General features: G+C 31.7%; 17 protein-coding genes. 6 read left to right on the top strand and 11 right to left on the bottom strand.

Annotation, left to right across the window (positions count from 1 at the left end):
• Positions 1 to 79: 79 nt before the first annotated feature.
• Positions 80 to 949 carry a Cof-type HAD-IIB family hydrolase gene (locus AB1282_RS11590; protein ID WP_056472064.1) on the bottom strand — a complete coding sequence of 290 codons (870 nt, stop codon included), beginning with the start codon at positions 947 to 949 and terminating at the stop codon, positions 80 to 82.
• 393 nt (positions 950 to 1,342) lie between these two features.
• Positions 1,343 to 1,699 (bottom strand): YlbF family regulator, encoded by a 357-nt coding sequence (locus tag AB1282_RS11585; RefSeq protein ID WP_056472063.1) that lies wholly within the window; start codon positions 1,697 to 1,699, stop codon positions 1,343 to 1,345.
• 174 nt (positions 1,700 to 1,873) lie between these two features.
• On the opposite strand from AB1282_RS11585, the gene AB1282_RS11580 reads away from it, so the two are divergent.
• The 6 genes from AB1282_RS11580 (at position 1,874) to AB1282_RS11555 (ending at position 8,984) form a co-directional block, all read left to right on the top strand.
• On the top strand, positions 1,874 to 2,968 hold the full coding sequence (locus AB1282_RS11580) for a YheC/YheD family protein (protein WP_429899139.1): 1,095 nt from the start codon (positions 1,874 to 1,876) through the stop codon (positions 2,966 to 2,968).
• A gap of 18 nt (positions 2,969 to 2,986) precedes the next feature.
• A complete protein-coding gene (locus tag AB1282_RS11575) occupies positions 2,987 to 4,072 on the top strand; it encodes a YheC/YheD family protein (RefSeq protein WP_429899138.1) in 1,086 nt (361 codons plus the stop codon).
• Entirely contained in the window at positions 4,072 to 5,427 is a 1,356-nt protein-coding gene (locus tag AB1282_RS11570; RefSeq protein ID WP_056472056.1) for a YheC/YheD family protein, read from the top strand. Before AB1282_RS11575 ends, AB1282_RS11570 begins: the two co-directional genes overlap by 1 nt.
• Positions 5,424 to 6,599: a YheC/YheD family protein gene (locus tag AB1282_RS11565; RefSeq protein WP_429899137.1), complete on the top strand. Its 1,176-nt coding sequence runs from the start codon at positions 5,424 to 5,426 to the stop codon at positions 6,597 to 6,599. The genes AB1282_RS11570 and AB1282_RS11565 overlap by 4 nt, the downstream gene beginning before the upstream one ends.
• Before the next feature lie 233 nt (positions 6,600 to 6,832).
• Complete coding sequence (locus AB1282_RS11560) at positions 6,833 to 7,753, top strand: PucR family transcriptional regulator (protein WP_056472052.1); 921 nt, start codon at positions 6,833 to 6,835, stop codon at positions 7,751 to 7,753.
• 133 nt (positions 7,754 to 7,886) lie between these two features.
• Positions 7,887 to 8,984 (top strand): ABC transporter ATP-binding protein, encoded by a 1,098-nt coding sequence (locus AB1282_RS11555; RefSeq protein ID WP_097973780.1) that lies wholly within the window; start codon positions 7,887 to 7,889, stop codon positions 8,982 to 8,984.
• A 36-nt stretch (positions 8,985 to 9,020) separates the two neighbouring features.
• Here the strand turns inward: AB1282_RS11555 and AB1282_RS11550 are convergent, their stop codons facing one another.
• From AB1282_RS11550 to AB1282_RS11510, 9 genes are all read right to left on the bottom strand, one after another.
• The gene (locus tag AB1282_RS11550) at positions 9,021 to 9,272 is read right to left on the bottom strand and encodes a hypothetical protein (RefSeq protein ID WP_056472046.1); all 252 of its coding nucleotides are present in this window, start codon (positions 9,270 to 9,272) and stop codon (positions 9,021 to 9,023) included.
• A 77-nt stretch (positions 9,273 to 9,349) separates the two neighbouring features.
• Positions 9,350 to 9,544 (bottom strand): alpha/beta-type small acid-soluble spore protein, encoded by a 195-nt coding sequence (locus tag AB1282_RS11545; protein ID WP_056472044.1) that lies wholly within the window; start codon positions 9,542 to 9,544, stop codon positions 9,350 to 9,352.
• 191 nt (positions 9,545 to 9,735) lie between these two features.
• Positions 9,736 to 10,470, bottom strand: coding sequence for an amino acid ABC transporter ATP-binding protein (locus tag AB1282_RS11540; RefSeq protein WP_056472041.1), 735 nt, complete (start codon positions 10,468 to 10,470; stop codon positions 9,736 to 9,738).
• A gap of 14 nt (positions 10,471 to 10,484) precedes the next feature.
• The gene (locus AB1282_RS11535) at positions 10,485 to 11,171 is read right to left on the bottom strand and encodes an amino acid ABC transporter permease (protein WP_056472038.1); all 687 of its coding nucleotides are present in this window, start codon (positions 11,169 to 11,171) and stop codon (positions 10,485 to 10,487) included.
• The gene (locus AB1282_RS11530) at positions 11,158 to 11,955 is read right to left on the bottom strand and encodes an amino acid ABC transporter substrate-binding protein (protein ID WP_056472108.1); all 798 of its coding nucleotides are present in this window, start codon (positions 11,953 to 11,955) and stop codon (positions 11,158 to 11,160) included. Before AB1282_RS11530 ends, AB1282_RS11535 begins: the two co-directional genes overlap by 14 nt.
• A 421-nt stretch (positions 11,956 to 12,376) precedes the next feature.
• Positions 12,377 to 13,258, bottom strand: coding sequence for a hemolysin family protein (locus tag AB1282_RS11525; protein ID WP_429899136.1), 882 nt, complete (start codon positions 13,256 to 13,258; stop codon positions 12,377 to 12,379).
• Between the two features lie 402 nt (positions 13,259 to 13,660).
• The gene (locus AB1282_RS11520; RefSeq protein ID WP_429899135.1) at positions 13,661 to 14,977 is read right to left on the bottom strand and encodes a hemolysin family protein; all 1,317 of its coding nucleotides are present in this window, start codon (positions 14,975 to 14,977) and stop codon (positions 13,661 to 13,663) included.
• A 163-nt stretch (positions 14,978 to 15,140) separates the two neighbouring features.
• Positions 15,141 to 15,557: a MerR family transcriptional regulator gene (locus AB1282_RS11515; RefSeq protein ID WP_286162579.1), complete on the bottom strand. Its 417-nt coding sequence runs from the start codon at positions 15,555 to 15,557 to the stop codon at positions 15,141 to 15,143.
• Between the two features lie 616 nt (positions 15,558 to 16,173).
• Positions 16,174 to 16,764 carry an HD-GYP domain-containing protein gene (locus AB1282_RS11510; protein ID WP_429899134.1) on the bottom strand — a complete coding sequence of 197 codons (591 nt, stop codon included), beginning with the start codon at positions 16,762 to 16,764 and terminating at the stop codon, positions 16,174 to 16,176.
• Positions 16,765 to 17,070 lie beyond the last annotated feature (306 nt).

Raw genomic sequence — 17,070 nt, 5'->3', positions numbered from 1 at the left:
AGTAACTAGGTCAATTATTTAAAATAAGGTAAAAAAGCCTGGTTTTCGAAGAGGATTCTCTTGAAAGCCAGGCTTTTATTTATTTTTCGATTTTTAAATGTGTTTTTAAGAATGGCAGTGGGAATTGTTTCCTGAAATGCTCCTTGATCATATATGGGACACCATTTTGGTCATTTGATCTTGTAATCCAGTCTGCGACTTTTTTAATTTCTACAGGAGCGTTTGACATAGCAACTCCTAAACCTGCATGCTCGATTAATGGTAAATCACTATAATTATCTCCAATTACAACCATCTCGTGATAAGAAATTCCGAGATGTTCACCTAATCGTTTTAAGCCTGAATATTTTGAAATTCCTTTTCGGACGATTTCAATTTTGCGATCTTCATCACATAAGTAATCAAGATGCGGATACTTTGCATTCAATTCTTTTTTCACATTATTTTTCTCTACTTCATCGGAGAAATAACATTCGATTTTTAACGGAGATATTGAATTTTCCAGAATACTATCTGAAAGTGATTCAACAAATTGGATTGGATAAAAGACAGGATCAGCATTTGATAAAACTGCTTTTGCCACTAAGTTAGATTGTAATTTTTTTCGATTTCCAATTGAAAAATGTTCATGTGACAAACGAATATTACAATCATATTTTTCTAGTTTTTTAACAATGTCATAAGCTTCTTCCTCTTCAATTCTCTTTTCAAATAATGGTTCATCAAGCTTTGAAGAGATAAAGGCACCTGAGTGAGAGACCAAAAGGTTATTAACCTTAAGAGCTTTTGCGATTTTTTTTGTAGCTTGGAAATTTCTACTTGTAAATAAGGTTACATAAATCCCTTTGTCTTGAACATATTCAACAGCTTCTTTCGATTCTTTTGAGAGTTTTCCATTGGATTGCAATAAAGTACCATCTATATTAATTGCAAGTAACTTATAAATCACTTAATCTCCCCCATTTCGCGAAGAAATACCTTACTAGAATATATGACATGCTTCATTTAATTAGAACAATGTAGGTTTCTTGGTTTCTTATTATATCCATTCGTATACTAAAAAAGACTCCAATTCAATGAAGTCTCAGACTGTTGACAAACGCTCGCTTTCTTCGTTGCTTCGTCTGCCTGCGGTGCTCATTACCGTCTAAGGTAACTCCGCTCCTCATCAGACTTCGCGCCTCGAAAGGCAAGCGCTTGCAATCAGTCTGAATATAAATTTTTTATATTTTATTTATACTCCAAATCATTGAAGACTCTCTTATGTATAACAAGGATTTTAAGTAAAGCAGGAAAAAGAAAAAGAATTAAAAGCTCCTCTTCTTATCCTGCCTTTTAACTATTAAAGTTCAAGTAAAGATTTATAAAATTCTTCTAATGGACTCATGACAATTTTATTTACATCTTGAATAACTAAATTTAGTCTTTGTTCCACTTGCATTAAGTTTGCAATTAAAGGATTTTGAGACACTCTTGCAACAATTTCTTGCCCTTTTGCATTTTCTTCAGGTGTAACTGCTTCACCTTGATACATTTTTTGTTGCATCGCTTTTTGGAAATTTTGGAATTCCATAAATAATGGTTTCGCATTTGGATCAGCTAATACTTGTGAGTATAGTGATTGTAAGTTTTTAAATTCTGGTTGCTCCTTAAAAGCATTTTGTAGTGAGTATGCAATATCATAAATATTTACTGACATGTTACTACCTCCTATAAACTTTTGTATCTCCACTATAGCAAACATTCTATTATATGTCAGTTTTTCTAAAACAAATCAAACTTTTTCCCCTAAAAATTTCCTAAAAGACATTCACCAACTAGGCGAATATCACATAGTATACAACGACAATTATTTTGGAAAGGAGGAGAATCATTGCAATCTTTTCCTAAAAATCAAGAACCCCAATCTTTTGTTGTAGTAACTGATTCAATCAATGAGGAGTCATTAAATCCACTCGGTTCAATATCGACACTTTGTGAGGAACTATCAGAGTTATGCGAAGACTCTGAAATTGATTTCTATGTAACTACATTTAAAAAACTACTAACGAATGAATTAAAAGGATATAAGCGTTCAGAAAATGGCTGGACTTTAATGAATGTATCTGCCCCTTCAATCATCCATAATCGAATTCATTCGAGAAGACTTGAACGAACGAAAGAGTTTAAATTACTTAATTCTTCGCTAACAAGTCAACAAATACCTTTTTTTAATGCTCGCTTCTTAAATAAGCTTGAAGTTTTTAAAGCTCTAATTGATTCAGCCTATATAAAGCCATACGTTCCACACACTGAGGAATGCTTCTCAGTCGAACAATTAGATAATTTTATCCAAAAATATGAAACGGTTTTTATTAAACCAATTCACGGTAGTCAAGGAAGAAACATTTTTAAAGTTACAAAAGCTAAAGATTTGTATCGTTTAAAAAACAGCCAAAATTCTGAAGTAGAAGTTGAATATAAATCAATTTCTCAACTATTTCATCCAATTAAACAGCAATTAAATAAACGGACTTTTATTATCCAAGAAGGCTTACCTTTAATCAGTAAGGATGATCGACTTGTTGATTTTAGATTTTTATGTCATAAAAATAAATTTAATAAATGGGAAGTAACTTCAACTGTAGCTAGGATTGGTCATCCCACACAGTTTGTTAGCAATTTGGCTCGCGGGGGAGACCTTCAAAAAATTGATGAATTTTTAGGTCAATATTTACCAAAGAAAGAGCGAATTCACTTTAAAAAGTTATTAATCGAGTTAGCCATCGAATGCTGTATATGTATAGACTCCTCCTTTGATGGATTATTCGCTGAATTTGGTGTAGATCTCGCTATAGACAATCAATTTAACCCTTGGGTTATCGAAATAAATTCAAAACCATCTAAGGATTTACAAGTTTCAGATCCAATTCAAAAAATTAGACCTTCAACAAAAGCTATTTTTTCTCTTGTTCAATCATATTTATAAGTACAAGGAGTGAAAAGAATGAGAATAGGTTATTTATCTCTTAAAGAAAGACAAGAAGGTGAATACGTTCAACATATGGCGAAAGAAGCAAGTAAACTTGGTTACGAATTCGTTCAATTTACCCCTTTTAATATTCAACCAGCTTCTGAAGAAATTATGGGCTGGAAGTATATAGCGGAAACAGAGCAATGGGAGAAAACAACATTTGAAATCCCGAATTATATTTATGATCGATGCTTCTATTCCCCAAGCATTAAAAGTAAGCAGGCAAAGCCTATTGTTGACTGGCTAAAAAAACGTAAAGACATCACTTTTTTAGGATATGGACTGCCAGGAAAATGGGAAACTTATCAGGCTCTTTCAACTGATGAAAGTTTGAATCCATATATCCCTAAAACAAAGAAACTATTACACCTAGCTGTATTTTTTGAAGAACTTAGAAAAACGCGCAAGCTCGTCATTAAACCCATCCATGGTTCAAGAGGAATCAATATTTATTTTGTTACGTTAAGTGCATATTCAATTAGTGTTTCAACACAAAAACAAAAGGAAGTAATTGAAACTGTTTACGAAACAAGAGATGAATTTTTTGAGTGGCTACAACCGATTGTTGAATCAAAAGGATATGTTTACCAAAATTATTTAGACCTCCAAACAAAATCACGTGAAGCATTTGATTTAAGGATCCTTTTACAAAAAAATGAAAAAGGTGAGTGGCAAGCAGTTGGAAAAGGTGTTCGAATTGGCCAGCCTAATTCAATTGTTGCAAATTTAAGTGCAGGAAGTAATGCAGTTCCATTTGAAGAATGGATTACTCAATTCAATCAAAGAACTGCTTTAATATTGCAGCAAGATATTGAGACAATTTGTAAACAATTACCAATTACCCTTGAAAAGAATTTTCTTCCTTTATTTGAAATTGGTTTAGATTTAGGTATCGATTCAAATCAAGCCATCTGGATTTTAGATGTTAATTCAAAGCCTGGTAGAAAAGTTCTTCTTCAAACCGACCCTTCTATCCAACAAAAGCTTTACTCAGCACCAATCCAGTATTGTTTACATCTACAATCGAAATCTAAAAGTGAAAGAAGTGAAATTAAATAATGAATGAAGTTTATAAAATCGTTACTCATCGACAGAGTAAGAACCTTGTATGTATACCTGAAGAGCTTACTACTTCTAGAAATATTGAATATATTGCTTTTGGTCAAAAAAAATACCCATGTCAACTAGTTACGATGAATACACTTCACAATATTATTTCGATATCAGAGCATTTAGTCGAAATGCTCTGTATACCTTTTGAGGGTTCTATTGAGCCCATTATTATCGGAAATACTTTACAGCTTGGACCATTGGTCGGAATTTTCACCGCCGGCTTTACTGAGTCACTACTTCGCCCAATCGGGGATCGTAGCTTTATGTTTGCAAACTTAATAGCTGAAAATAATCAAAAGAATAGCTTTATATTTGTATTTGGTGCTCATGGAATCGATTGGGAATCTGAAACAATTCAAGGGTATTTCTTTACAAATAAAAGATGGACCAAAGAGGTCGTCCCTTTTCCAACGGTTATTTATAATAGGTTACCAAATCGAAAAGTTGAGGTTCATAAATCAATTAAACGCGTACGTCAAAAACTAGAAAAAGAATACAAAATCCCTTGGTTTAATCCTGGATTTTTCAATAAATGGGATTTATATTTAAAATTAAAAAATGAGGAATCAGTTGCTCATTATCTCCCGAAAACAGTAAAGTTCAATAATTTTGATACGATTGAAGAATTATTATCGCAATACCAATTTGTATATGTTAAACCTGAAAATGGAAGCCTCGGTTCAAAAGTCATTTTAATCCGTTACAATCGAGAAGAAGGAATTTATTATTGTAGATATCGTGATTTCGAAACAAATAAACTTCAAAAATTCTCAACACTCCAATCTTTAATTAATCATGTTTTTCGTAGCACGAAGTTACACGACTTCATTGTACAACAAGGTATTTCACTAATTCGTTACGAGCATCAGCCTGTTGATTTTCGAGTTCATACAAACAAGGATGCTTTAGGAAAGTGGCATGTAACGGTTATTGCCGCAAAAGTAGCAGGAAAAGGTAGCACAACTACTCACTTAAATAACGGTGGTCGAGTGAAAACTCTTGAAGAATTATTTGATCAGGAAAAAGCGAAAAGAATACATGATAAATTATCTACAGCAGCATTAAAAATTAGTGAATCTTTAGATCGTCAAGTAGATGGTCATATCGGAGAAATTGGATTTGATATAGGTGTTGATAAAGATGAAAAAATTTGGCTTTTCGAAGCGAATTCTAAACCTGGAAGATCAATCTTTTCAAATCCTAGTTTCCAAGAAAATGACAAACAGATCAAAAAACTTTTTTTGGAATATGCTACTCATCTTTCCAGAAAGGGTAATGAACTCGAGGTTTCAATGAAATGATCTCTGTTTTCTATCATCTTGATCAAAATACTTGGTCACATGACCATAGTGAATCAAGATATTCCATAGGTCATAATCGGCTACCTATATTACCATTTCATGACGATCGTTCAAATTCCATTCAATTTCAGGTAAAAAAAATTGGAACACATTTAGGCCCTATTATCGGTATATTAACAAACGAAGATCGGCTACCTTTTAGTGGGAATATTAAGACCTTTAAAAGAATTTGTAAGAAAATATTAGCTGATGGCGGTATACCTATCATATTAACCCCCACCGCCCTCTCAGGTAATTCGGTTAAATGTTATACGTTTTGTTTTAAAACAAAAAAATGGCTTAAACTATTTTCCCCTTTACCAGACGTAATTTATAATCGCATCCCATCTGTACAATACGAATCGAATGATGATTATAAAAATTTTCGAGAAAAAATCTCGGAACTAACTATTCCTTTTTTTAACGAATCATATCTCTCAAAAATACAAACAACGTCAATATTATCTTCAAACGACTTTTTAAAAAGTTATATTCCAAAGACAATCGAATTAACTAGTGAAAAAGATTTATATTTCTATTTAAACAAATGGAAATTTCTATATATAAAGAAGCATAATTCTTCAAGGGGATTTGGCGTGTTTAAGCTCTCCTTGAAAAGTGACAAAGAAGTCATAATCCGTAATGCTTTTCATGTAGAATTGGTGAAATCAATTAGTGATTGTTGGAAATTCCTTAGTTCATTAAGCGAGGAATTTATTTGTCAACAAGGTATAGTCAGCGAATTACCCGATGGAAGAAAGTTTGATCTACGAATTCTTGCACATAAAAATGAAGATAATTATATTCTTTCCGGTGTTGGTGTAAGAGTAGGTACATTTAATGGAATTACAACTCATGTACCTAGAGGTGGTAGCATTATTGCTATTGAAGAACTACCGATTGATTTAAATTATTCTTTATTACAAGAATTAGTCAGACAAACAGGAAATGCCTTAAATATGGACGATGCACATTTTTTTGAATTCTCAATGGATATCGGAATTCAAAACAATCGTTACTATATTTTTGAAATTAACTCTAAACCAATGGTCTTTGACGAGATTGCGATCAAAGAACAAGGACTTGAAAACTTAATACGACTATTTTATGAACTTTCAAATTTTAAACAGTAGTTTATAATGTACTTTAACAGTATTCAAAAACTTAAGTCTCAGACTGATTGCAAGCGTTTGTCTTTCGAGGCGCGAAGGCTGGTGAGGAGCGGAGTTACCCTAAACGGTAATGAGCACCGCTCAACAGGCGAAGCAACGAAGAAAGCGAACGTTTGTCAACAGTCTGAGCTTTTTTATTTTTTCCAACAATGATAAACTAAAATGAAATAATGCTTCGGAAGGTAATAATAATTATGATTGATAAAATTAAGACATTATTTGGGAGTGAGTCTGTTTCAGTCACACCTGATCAGAGTACATATATGGATTATTCTTGGTTTTCTACTGAGAATCAAGAAATCTTTGGGATTAAAAAAGTTTCAATATCAGAGGAACAAAATAACCTACTGGAATGTCTTTTTACAAAATTAGAATCAGAGGCGATTTTGATGCCATCTGCACAAAGCGAATGGTTTCACTATTTATTTCACAGTAAAGGACATAATCCCTTCACTTTCGAAAGCGAAGTTTCTCTCCCTACTTCAATTCGTTTTATTCATTTTTATAGCAATCAGTTATTCTCGAGTAAAAATGAGTTTGAAGAAGCAATCAATGCATTCTTTCATAAAGAAGTAATAGTGGTTTGGAATTCTGCTAGGGAAGGCGTCATTATTGAAAAAATAATCGATCAACCATTTAACAAAGAGTTTTTAGAGCATATGCAAGAAATCATTGCTGCTGACTTGTACCATGATGTTACCTTTTTTGTAGGAAAACGTTATTCACCATTAGCAAATCTAAGCCTTTATTTTGATATTGAACATCAATGTTTTAAAAAAGCATTATCCGTAAAAAAGCAAAAAAATATTCTTTGGTTTTCAAAGGAAATGCTTTATTACATCCTTTCCTTTTTACCAGATGATTTACAAAAGGAATTACCTAATTTATTTTTGAATGATATGAAAATTGATGATCCAATTCTTTCAACAGTAAAAATCTTTCTTCAACAAAATTTAAATGTTACTGCTACTTCAAAAAAAGCTTTTTTACATCGAAATACTGTTCAATATCGTCTTGATAAATTTTCGGAACAAACTGGTATAGATTTAAAACATTTTGAGGATGGACTCGTTATATTTTTAGCAATTCATTTACTTGAGATCGTGAATGAATAGTATAAAAGCCTTTTTTGTGCACCTTGTACAAAGTAGGCTATTTTTTTTGTGAACCTTTGCCATTGTTTATAAACGTTTAAATGCTTACAATTTAATCAATGAAACCGATTACAAATAGTTGGAGGTAATAATAATGGCAGAATTAAAATTAGATCACATTTATAAAATTTATGATAATAACGTAACAGCTGTAAAAGATTTTAATCTTCATATTGATGACAAAGAATTTATCGTATTCGTTGGTCCATCTGGATGCGGTAAATCAACAACACTTCGTATGATTGCTGGTTTGGAAGACATTTCAAAAGGTGACTTCTTTATTGATGGCAAGCGTGTAAATGATGTACAACCAAAAGATCGTGACATCGCAATGGTATTCCAAAACTACGCTCTTTACCCACATATGACTGTATATGATAACATGGCTTTCGGATTAAAATTACGTAAGTTTGACAAAGCAGAAATTGATCGTCGTGTAAAAGATGCTGCTCGTATTTTAGGTCTTGAGGAATATTTAAATCGTAAACCAAAGGCTTTATCTGGTGGACAACGTCAACGTGTAGCTCTTGGTCGTGCAATTGTACGTGATGCAAAAGTATTCTTAATGGATGAGCCATTATCAAACTTAGATGCTAAATTACGTGTTGCGATGCGTTCTGAGATTTCAAAATTACATCAACGTCTTCAAACGACAACTATTTATGTAACACACGATCAAACTGAAGCAATGACAATGGCTACACGTTTAGTCGTAATGAAAGATGGGATTATTCAACAAGTAGGTACACCAAAGGAAGTTTATGATCGCCCAGAAAACGTATTCGTTGGTGGATTTATTGGATCACCTGCAATGAACTTTGTTTCAGGTAAGGTCGAAGATGGTCACTTTAACTTTGGAAGCAAAAAAGTTGCTATACCTGAAGGAAAAATGAAAACATTACGCGATAATGGATATGTTGGAAAAGAAGTGATTTTAGGTGTACGTCCTGAAGATTTACATGACGAACCAGTATTTATCGAAGCATCTCAAGGTACAGTTCTTGATTTAAAAATTGAGGTAGCTGAACTTTTAGGAGCGGAATCAATGCTATACACTAATTTTGAAGGAAATACATTAGTAGCAAGATTAGATGCACGTTCAACGTTTACACATGGTCAAGTCATTAAATTAGCAGTAGACATGAACAAAGTTCATTTCTTTGATAAAGAAACTGAATCTCGTATTCGTTAATTAAATAAACGCGGTACCATTTTAATTGGTACTGCGTTATTTTATTTTTTCAATTATTTTAAGAAAACCTTCATTACAATCTGGACAATTAAACATATGAGTACAATACTGATTTGAATTATGCTCGGTTAATCCATCAGCTTTTGCTGAAATGTCATAATCTAAATATGGACTATATTTATCTTCATAATCAACAGCTCTGCCTTTATCTTCACAATGATTTTCACAAATAGGACATTTTAGTTTATAATGCTCAATTCCATTGCACAGTGGACAAATACCATCCATAAAAAGCTCACTCCAATTTCATTTACTTCATTAAGAAAGGATGGAGATTAATCTCCATCCCTTATTAGCCATAGATATTATTTTGAATAACCACCTAAGCTTTGTTCTGCCATTTGAACTAAACGTTTAGTGATTTCTCCACCTACAGAACCGTTAGCACGAGCTGTAGAATCAGGACCTAAAGTTACTCCAAACTCAGAAGCGATTTCATACTTCATAGAATCTAATGCTTGTTGTGCACCATTTACTACTAAGCTGTTGTTGTTTGCCATGTTGTCTCACCTCCTTAAGTAGTGTAATGATAGTATGACTCTAATCGATTAACATATGTATGTTTAGCAAATGTAAATTTTGGAAATAAGAATTTAATTTGCTTTTCCGCATTTTTTACATAAAAAAAAGCACTAGATCAACATCTAGTACTAGTTTTCTACACTATATTGTAAAATATTTCATCTTAAAATTACTGTATTAATTGTAAAAATTGTTTTGTTCTTGCATGTTTAGGATGCTCTAAAACATCTTTAGGATGACCTTGTTCAACAATATAACCACCGTCCATAAAAATGACTTCATCCGCTACATCCCGAGCAAATTTCATTTCATGTGTAACGACAATCATTGTCATCCCCTCTTCAGCTAACTCTTTCATTACCTTTAGAACTTCTTGTACAAGCTCTGGATCTAACGCTGAAGTTGGTTCATCAAATAAGATTACTGTTGGCTCTAATGCTAACGCTCTAGCAATCCCTACACGCTGTTGCTGACCACCTGAAAGTTGATGTGGCAATAAATTTATTTTCTCTTCTAATCCTACTTTTGTAAGTAAGTCAATTGCTTTCTTTTTTGCAACATCTCTTTTTACTTTTTGTACTGTTACTAAACCTTCCATAACATTTTCTAGCGCTGTTAAGTGAGGAAATAAATGATGTTGTTGAAAAACCATACCTGTTTTACTTCTTAATGAAATAATTTCTTTTTTTGACACCTTATTTGAAAAATCAATTGTCTGTTCATCAATTGTTATTTTTCCATCTGTAGGTTGCTCTAAAATATTAATACATCTTAAAAATGTAGTTTTCCCAGAACCAGAAGGACCAATAATAGCTGTAACAGTACCTTTTTCTACATTTAAGCTTACATCTTTTAATACTTCTAATTCACCAAAACTTTTTTTAATGTTTTCTAGTTTTATCATAAGTTCTTCCTCCCTTACTTAGCAACATAGCGTGCAACCCGTGCTTCTAATCGACCTTGAATGATTGAAAGGAAGAAGCAGATTATCCAATAAATGACCCCAGCTTCTGTATAAACAACTAAAAATTTATAGTTAGTTGCAGCTATTTCCTGAGCTGTTCTAAACATCTCAGTTACTAATATTAAGGATGCCAAAGAAGTATCTTTTACTAAACTTATAAAGGTATTTGATAATGGCGGTAATGAAACTCTCGCCGCTTGAGGAATAATAATTCGTTTTAATGTTTGATTATATGTCATGCCTATTGATGAAGCAGCTTCCCACTGCCCCTTATCAATCGACTGGATTGATCCTCTAATAATCTCAGATGCATATGCACCAACACTTAATGAAAAACCAATAATAGCAGAAATATAAGGTGATATTGTTACATTTATTGAAGGTAATCCATAAAAAATAATAAATAATTGCACTAAAAGAGGTGTTCCTCTAATAATTGAAACATAAAATTTGGCTACACCATTTAAGAATTTATTACCTGATAGACGGAAAAGAGCGGTAATAAATGCTAAAACTATACCAACTATAAAAGTAATAATTGTTAATGGAATAGTACCGATTAAAGCAGTTTTAACCATTGGAAGGAAAGAATCCTTCGCAATGGTTAAATTTTCTTGGCTGAATATACTATTTAAGTCCATCTTTACCGAACCATTTTTGTACTATTTCATCATACTTTCCGTCTTTTTTCATATCTGCAAGTGCTTTGTTCACTGCTTTTACTAATGAATCATCATCTTTACGGAACATAAATCCACTGTTAGAAGCATCATTTTCTAAAGCTGCAATTTTAACTTTATTGTCACCAGTTTCTTTTAAATAGTTTTGAATTGATAATTTATCGTTAATTGTAGCATCAGCACGGCCAGATTCAATTAATTGGATTGCTTGGCTAAATCCTTCTACTCCAACTAATTTAGCTCCATATTTTTTAGCTAAATCGCCATAATTACTTGTTAAAGATTGAGCAGCATTTAAACCTTTAATATCATCAAATGATTTAACTTTTGAATCTGATTTTACAACTAATGCACCTGATGATGTGATATATGGATCAGAGAAATAATATTTTTTCTCACGATCTGCTCTAATACCAACTTCATTTGCAATGATATCAAAACGCTTTGCATCTAAACCTGCAAACATTGCATCCCATTGAGTTTCAAAATATTTTGGTTTTACTCCTAAACGTTTTGCAACTTCATTTGATAAATCAACATCAAAACCTGTTAATTTACCAGATTTATCATGGAACGTGAAAGGTGCATATGTACCTTCAGTACCAATTCTTAACTCTCCGCTATCCTTCACTTGAGTTAATAAATCTTTTCCTTTTGCAGTTTCTTCTTTTTTATTTGTATTGCAGCCTGCCATAACACCTGCTGCTAAAAATAGCGAACCTATTGTTAAACCAATTTTCTTAATATTCATTCTTTAATCTCCCTTAACCTTATCGGAATTGTTTGTTTTTAAATGTGTGTCTTAAATATATTGCATGTATTAAAAAATTACAACAAAAAAATCTTATATTTTTATTATTTTTCTTTTTGTCTTTTTAATTCAATTTTTATGATTGAAAAGCTCATTTTCTTAAAACCGAGTATTTTACTTTGTTTTAGGTTGGAATAAACTAATCATTTACGTTGCAAAAAAGTAAATATGGTTGGTTTCTATTACAGGATGCTCGCGCTTTATCATGGGGCGAGACCTGAGCCTCCTCTGCGAGCCTTTGGGTTCTTAACCTTCCCTCATATCCCATAGGAATGTTCACAACTTGATCAAATTTCATTTATTGTTCTATTTATTATAATGACTAGGTATTTCAACACATAAAAAAACTCGGCTCCTAAGAACCGAGTTTACTTTGCAAATTTTGGTGGTTTATTTTTACAATTACACTTTGTATTCTTCTATTTTGAACTTCTTTAATGATGAAGGTTAAATTTTTAAATTGAAGTAATTCCCCATTTTTGGGTATATGTTTAAAACTTTCAAGTAACCATCCACCTAATGTTAAATATCTACTACCAGGCTTTTTTATGTTAAACCGATTAAAAAAACTCGATAAGTCAATTGAGGCTTGGAATTGGTATTCATTCTCATTTATTTGGAAAAAATCATCCTCTAACTCGTCAAATTCATCCCTAATTTCGCCAACGAGTTCTTCTATTATGTCTTCAAGCGTAACGATTCCGGAAGTTCCTCCAAATTCATCCATAACAATAGCAAGATGTGCATTTTGTTTCTGAAGAATTTTTAACACTGTAGAAATTTTCATCGTTTCTATAACAAAAATCGGCTCTCTAATCAGATCATGAATATTAACTGTTTGTTTTTGTATTAGTTGAGTTAAAAATTCCCTTTCAGAAATCACACCGATTATATGATCTATATCCTGTTCATAAACTGGGATTCTAGAGTACCGTTCTTCTAAAAATAAATTATATATAAAGTCCACAGATTCATTAATATCGATCGCTACAACATTTGTTCGGGGTGTCAAAATGTCATTTACTTTTTTTTCTTTAAAAGTGATTGTTCTCAAAAATAATTCATCTTCGTACATTTTAAATTGGTCTTCATCAACAACATCAAATAGTTCATTATGAATTAAGAGATGTTTTTCTATTGTTTCTTCATTTTTTCGATCCTTTGAATTCCTAAAAAAAAGTCGATTAATAAAGGTTAAAAAATTTTTTATACCATTACCCGAGGGAGCATCTGACAAGCACTTCACATCCCTATAACAAATTTTTAAATTATTAACTATCGACAATCCTTTACAAATATTTAATTTATATGTATTCAATAAAGGTAAAATTATGCAAAAAAAAGCCTCTAACTTTACAAAAGTAGAGGGGGAAAAATGAGGTATTGTACGAAACGATTAAAAAATAAGCTGATTGAAATAGTTAATAAAATAACTAGTAGAAGAATAAGGACTTCTGCACAAATCAACCTTACACCCTTATTTTATAATAAAAGGAATTGAATTGGAGATGTAAGTTGTTAACTTTTTGTGAATCATTGTACAAAGTATAATACTATAAGGTTATAGTATTTTTTGTCTAAGAATCAAAAAAAGAAGGTATAAAGACTTATGCCCTTATCCTTCTTTTTCATCTTATCTTTATGATTTTACTGCTTGAATAAACTCATTTTTTTTTATTTCAACTAATTTAACTTGGTGTGAATCTAATTCAACAACTTTGAATTCAAAGTCCTCAAATATGACAGATTCTCCTTGTTGAATGTCGTGATTTTGAGTTAAAATCCACCCACCAATTGTATCAACATCATCTTCCTCAACATACAGACCGAATAAGTCATTAATTTCGGTAATTAATACTTTTCCGTCTACAATCTTATGTGATTCTGAAATATGTTGAACGGCTGGTTTTTCATCATCATCATATTCGTCACGTATTTCCCCAACAATCTCCTCAAGAATATCTTCCATTGTTAATAATCCCGCTGTTCCACCATATTCATCATACAATATTGCAAGTGGAATACGTTTCTTTTGCATTAACAATAATAAATCATGAATTGCGATTGTTTCAATTACCTGAATAACTGGGCGTGTAAAGTTTGCGAAATCGTATGTTTTTTCAACTTTTCCATCCAGATATCGAATAAAAAAGTCTTTCACATTTACCATACCTAAAATATCATCTTTATCTTCCCCAAAAACTGGGTAACGTGTATATTTTTCATTTTTAATTATTTCAATTTGTTCTTCAATTGGGTCTTCTTCATATAAACCGATAATTTCAGTACGAGGGACCATAATTTCTTTTGCAAGTCGGTTATCGAATTCAAAAATATTATTTAAATATTTATACTCAGCCTGATTAATTTCTCCGCTTTCAAAGCTTTCTGATAAAATAATTCTCAATTCTTCCTCAGTATGAACTTCTTCTGATTCAGATGCTGGCTTAACTCCAAATAATCCTGTAAAAAATCTTGCAGAACTATTTAATACCCAAATAAATGGATAAGCTATTTTATAGAAAACAATAAGTGGAGTAGAAAGTATTAGTGTGATTGATTCAGCTTTTTGAATTGCAACCGTTTTAGGTGCTAGCTCACCAATTACAACGTGAATAAATGTCATAACTGAGAAAGCTAAAATAAACGAAATAGTTTTAGCGATTGTTCCGTTTAATCCAAGAAATTCTACCACTGGGTGTATAAGATGCTCAAATGTTGGCTCACCTAAAAAACCTAATCCTAAAGCTGTAACCGTAATACCTAATTGACAAGCTGATAAATATTCATCTAAACTCGTCGTAACCTTTTTAGCAGCTACTGCACCTCGCTTTTTTTCGGCTACTAGTTGATCAATTCTACTTGATCTAACTTTCACTATCGCAAATTCTGCTGCTACGAAAAAAGCTGTAAGTGCGATTAAAACTGCAATCATAAACAAGTTAACTATGTCCAATGACGAACTCGAGTATATTACTCGAGTATTCACCTCCTGAGAATTTCAATCTACAAAAATATAAAATTATTATTTTACTTACTTAATAGATTACCATAATTTAGTAAAACGTACATATTTTATAGCTTTAATAAATTGTTAAGTTTTAAAATTAATTTAGTCATTATTTTACAAAATGTTTCAATGTTTCAAATAACGGAAATGTATGATGTGACAATGAATCTACTAAAGCGTTTTTTTCACAATCATTCATATCTGATATTACTGGTACTAATTGAGCTAATTTAGCTTCAAGCTCAATAATTTGATTTGATATTTGTTGAATTTGTTCAAAAACACAATTTTTTTGATTATAATTAGTTTGCAATAAATCTTTTATCTCTTCTAAGGATATTCTCATTTTTTTACAATGTTCAATAAATCTGAGAGTCTCAATTGCCTCTGTGGAATAATATCGATAGTTTGATTCTGATCGTTTTGCTTCTAGTAACCCTAATTTTGTATAATAATCAATTGTTCTTTTTGAAACTTGAGCTATTTCAGCTAACTCACCAATGCGATACTCGATCCCAAGTGACAACCCTCCCCATTTTAAGTAATATTTCTATTATATAATTTAGAAAGTATACAGTCAAACGTTACAGTTCTACATAAATTTCGTTATATGTGAGGTATAAAAATAAATATTATTATAAATTTTTGAGTAATCTTTGATGTTTTTTAAGAAGTTGGTACGTTGATTTCCGCTCCAGGATGCTCGCTTTCCATGGGGCGAGACCCGAGCCTCCTAAGCAGGCCTACGGGGTCTCAGGCTTCCCGCATTTCCCATATGAGTCGAGCACCTTACGCTCCAATCTTTTTCATTATTTTTAGTTGGTTGAACAAAACCAATGAAAAACAACATTTATTAAAATTTTTTTAAAAAAAATTTCCTTTTGAGTGAAGTTCTTTTTTTATGTGCAGTTTTCCTAAATTTAATTGCCTCAGATTTTAATTGCAGTCCCCTGTTCTTTTGTAGTTTTTCATCGTTTATTTGCACATTTGAACTCCTTATTTGCTATTCTATAATACTTATTTGCAACACAGGACTTTAATTCGTCCGATTCCTTCTTTAATTTATTTCAAATCTAATCAATTTACGAAAAAGAGGGCCCCCATCATACTTTTGGGACACCCTCTATTTTTTATGAATTATTTCATTCTCTAAAATCAAATAAGCTAAGGAAAACATCAGTAATCTCTGGATCAAACTGGCTTCCTTTATTATTTTCTATTTCCTTTAAGCAGTCTTCTAAAGACATCCCCTTGCGATATAATCGATTTGAAATCATCGCATCATAGCTATCGGCTATTGCTACAATTCTAGCAGTTAAAGGAATTTGATCACCCTTTAGACCTTCTGGATATCCTTTTCCATCGTATCGTTCATGATGGTATAAAACGATATCAAAAATGCCATTTTCATTAAAAATAGCAATATGTTTAATAATGTCATATCCAATCACAGGATGTTTTTTAATTATATTGTATTCATCCTCAGTCAATTCCTCATCCTTCAGTAAAATATGCTCCGGAATTCCAATTTTACCAATATCATGTAATAGTCCCCCTTGGTGGATGAGTGCACAAAGACTTTTAGATAATTTCATTTTCTTTGCGATTTTATAAGCAATATTGGCAACACATTCTGAGTGATGTGCAGTGTAGTTGTCTCTAGAATCTAACGCCTTTGAAAGAGCTAATATTAACTCGATCGATCCCGTTTTAACTCTCTGATATTGTTTCATTAAACCGACTGATATGTACGTGATTAAGTAATATGTAATTAGGTAGCTAATAATATGCCCTGCCTGTGGAACCAAATAGTATCTAGAAACGACTATTATTGTAGAAACTCCCTTAAAAACAATATAATCATTAAATTTTCCATTATCTTTTAAAACTATGTATTTTTATTTATCAATCAAAGTATTATCCGACTTAATTTTTGGTTTTTACTCATATAAATTTACAAATTTAAATACTAAAATAATTAATATTCCCTTTTCATTAATTAGAAAATTAATATATTTGTGAATTTTTTATGATTTTAT

Origin of the sequence: Gottfriedia sp. S16(2024) (genome assembly GCF_050473765.1) — a bacterium.
Classification (GTDB): domain Bacteria; phylum Bacillota; class Bacilli; order Bacillales; family Bacillaceae_G; genus Gottfriedia.
This window is presented reverse-complemented; position numbering and strand designations above follow the sequence as displayed.

Coding starts and splice junctions, on each gene's coding strand:
- AB1282_RS11585 (WP_056472063.1), bottom strand. CDS start 1,699: ATGTCAGTAAATATTTATGATATTGCATACTCACTACAAAATGCTTTT.
- AB1282_RS11575 (WP_429899138.1), top strand. CDS start 2,987: ATGAGAATAGGTTATTTATCTCTTAAAGAAAGACAAGAAGGTGAATAC.
- AB1282_RS11570 (WP_056472056.1), top strand. CDS start 4,072: ATGAATGAAGTTTATAAAATCGTTACTCATCGACAGAGTAAGAACCTT.
- AB1282_RS11565 (WP_429899137.1), top strand. CDS start 5,424: ATGATCTCTGTTTTCTATCATCTTGATCAAAATACTTGGTCACATGAC.
- AB1282_RS11560 (WP_056472052.1), top strand. CDS start 6,833: ATGATTGATAAAATTAAGACATTATTTGGGAGTGAGTCTGTTTCAGTC.
- AB1282_RS11555 (WP_097973780.1), top strand. CDS start 7,887: ATGGCAGAATTAAAATTAGATCACATTTATAAAATTTATGATAATAAC.
- AB1282_RS11550 (WP_056472046.1), bottom strand. CDS start 9,272: ATGGATGGTATTTGTCCACTGTGCAATGGAATTGAGCATTATAAACTA.
- AB1282_RS11545 (WP_056472044.1), bottom strand. CDS start 9,544: ATGGCAAACAACAACAGCTTAGTAGTAAATGGTGCACAACAAGCATTA.
- AB1282_RS11540 (WP_056472041.1), bottom strand. CDS start 10,470: ATGATAAAACTAGAAAACATTAAAAAAAGTTTTGGTGAATTAGAAGTA.
- AB1282_RS11535 (WP_056472038.1), bottom strand. CDS start 11,171: ATGGACTTAAATAGTATATTCAGCCAAGAAAATTTAACCATTGCGAAG.
- AB1282_RS11510 (WP_429899134.1), bottom strand. CDS start 16,764: ATGAAACAATATCAGAGAGTTAAAACGGGATCGATCGAGTTAATATTA.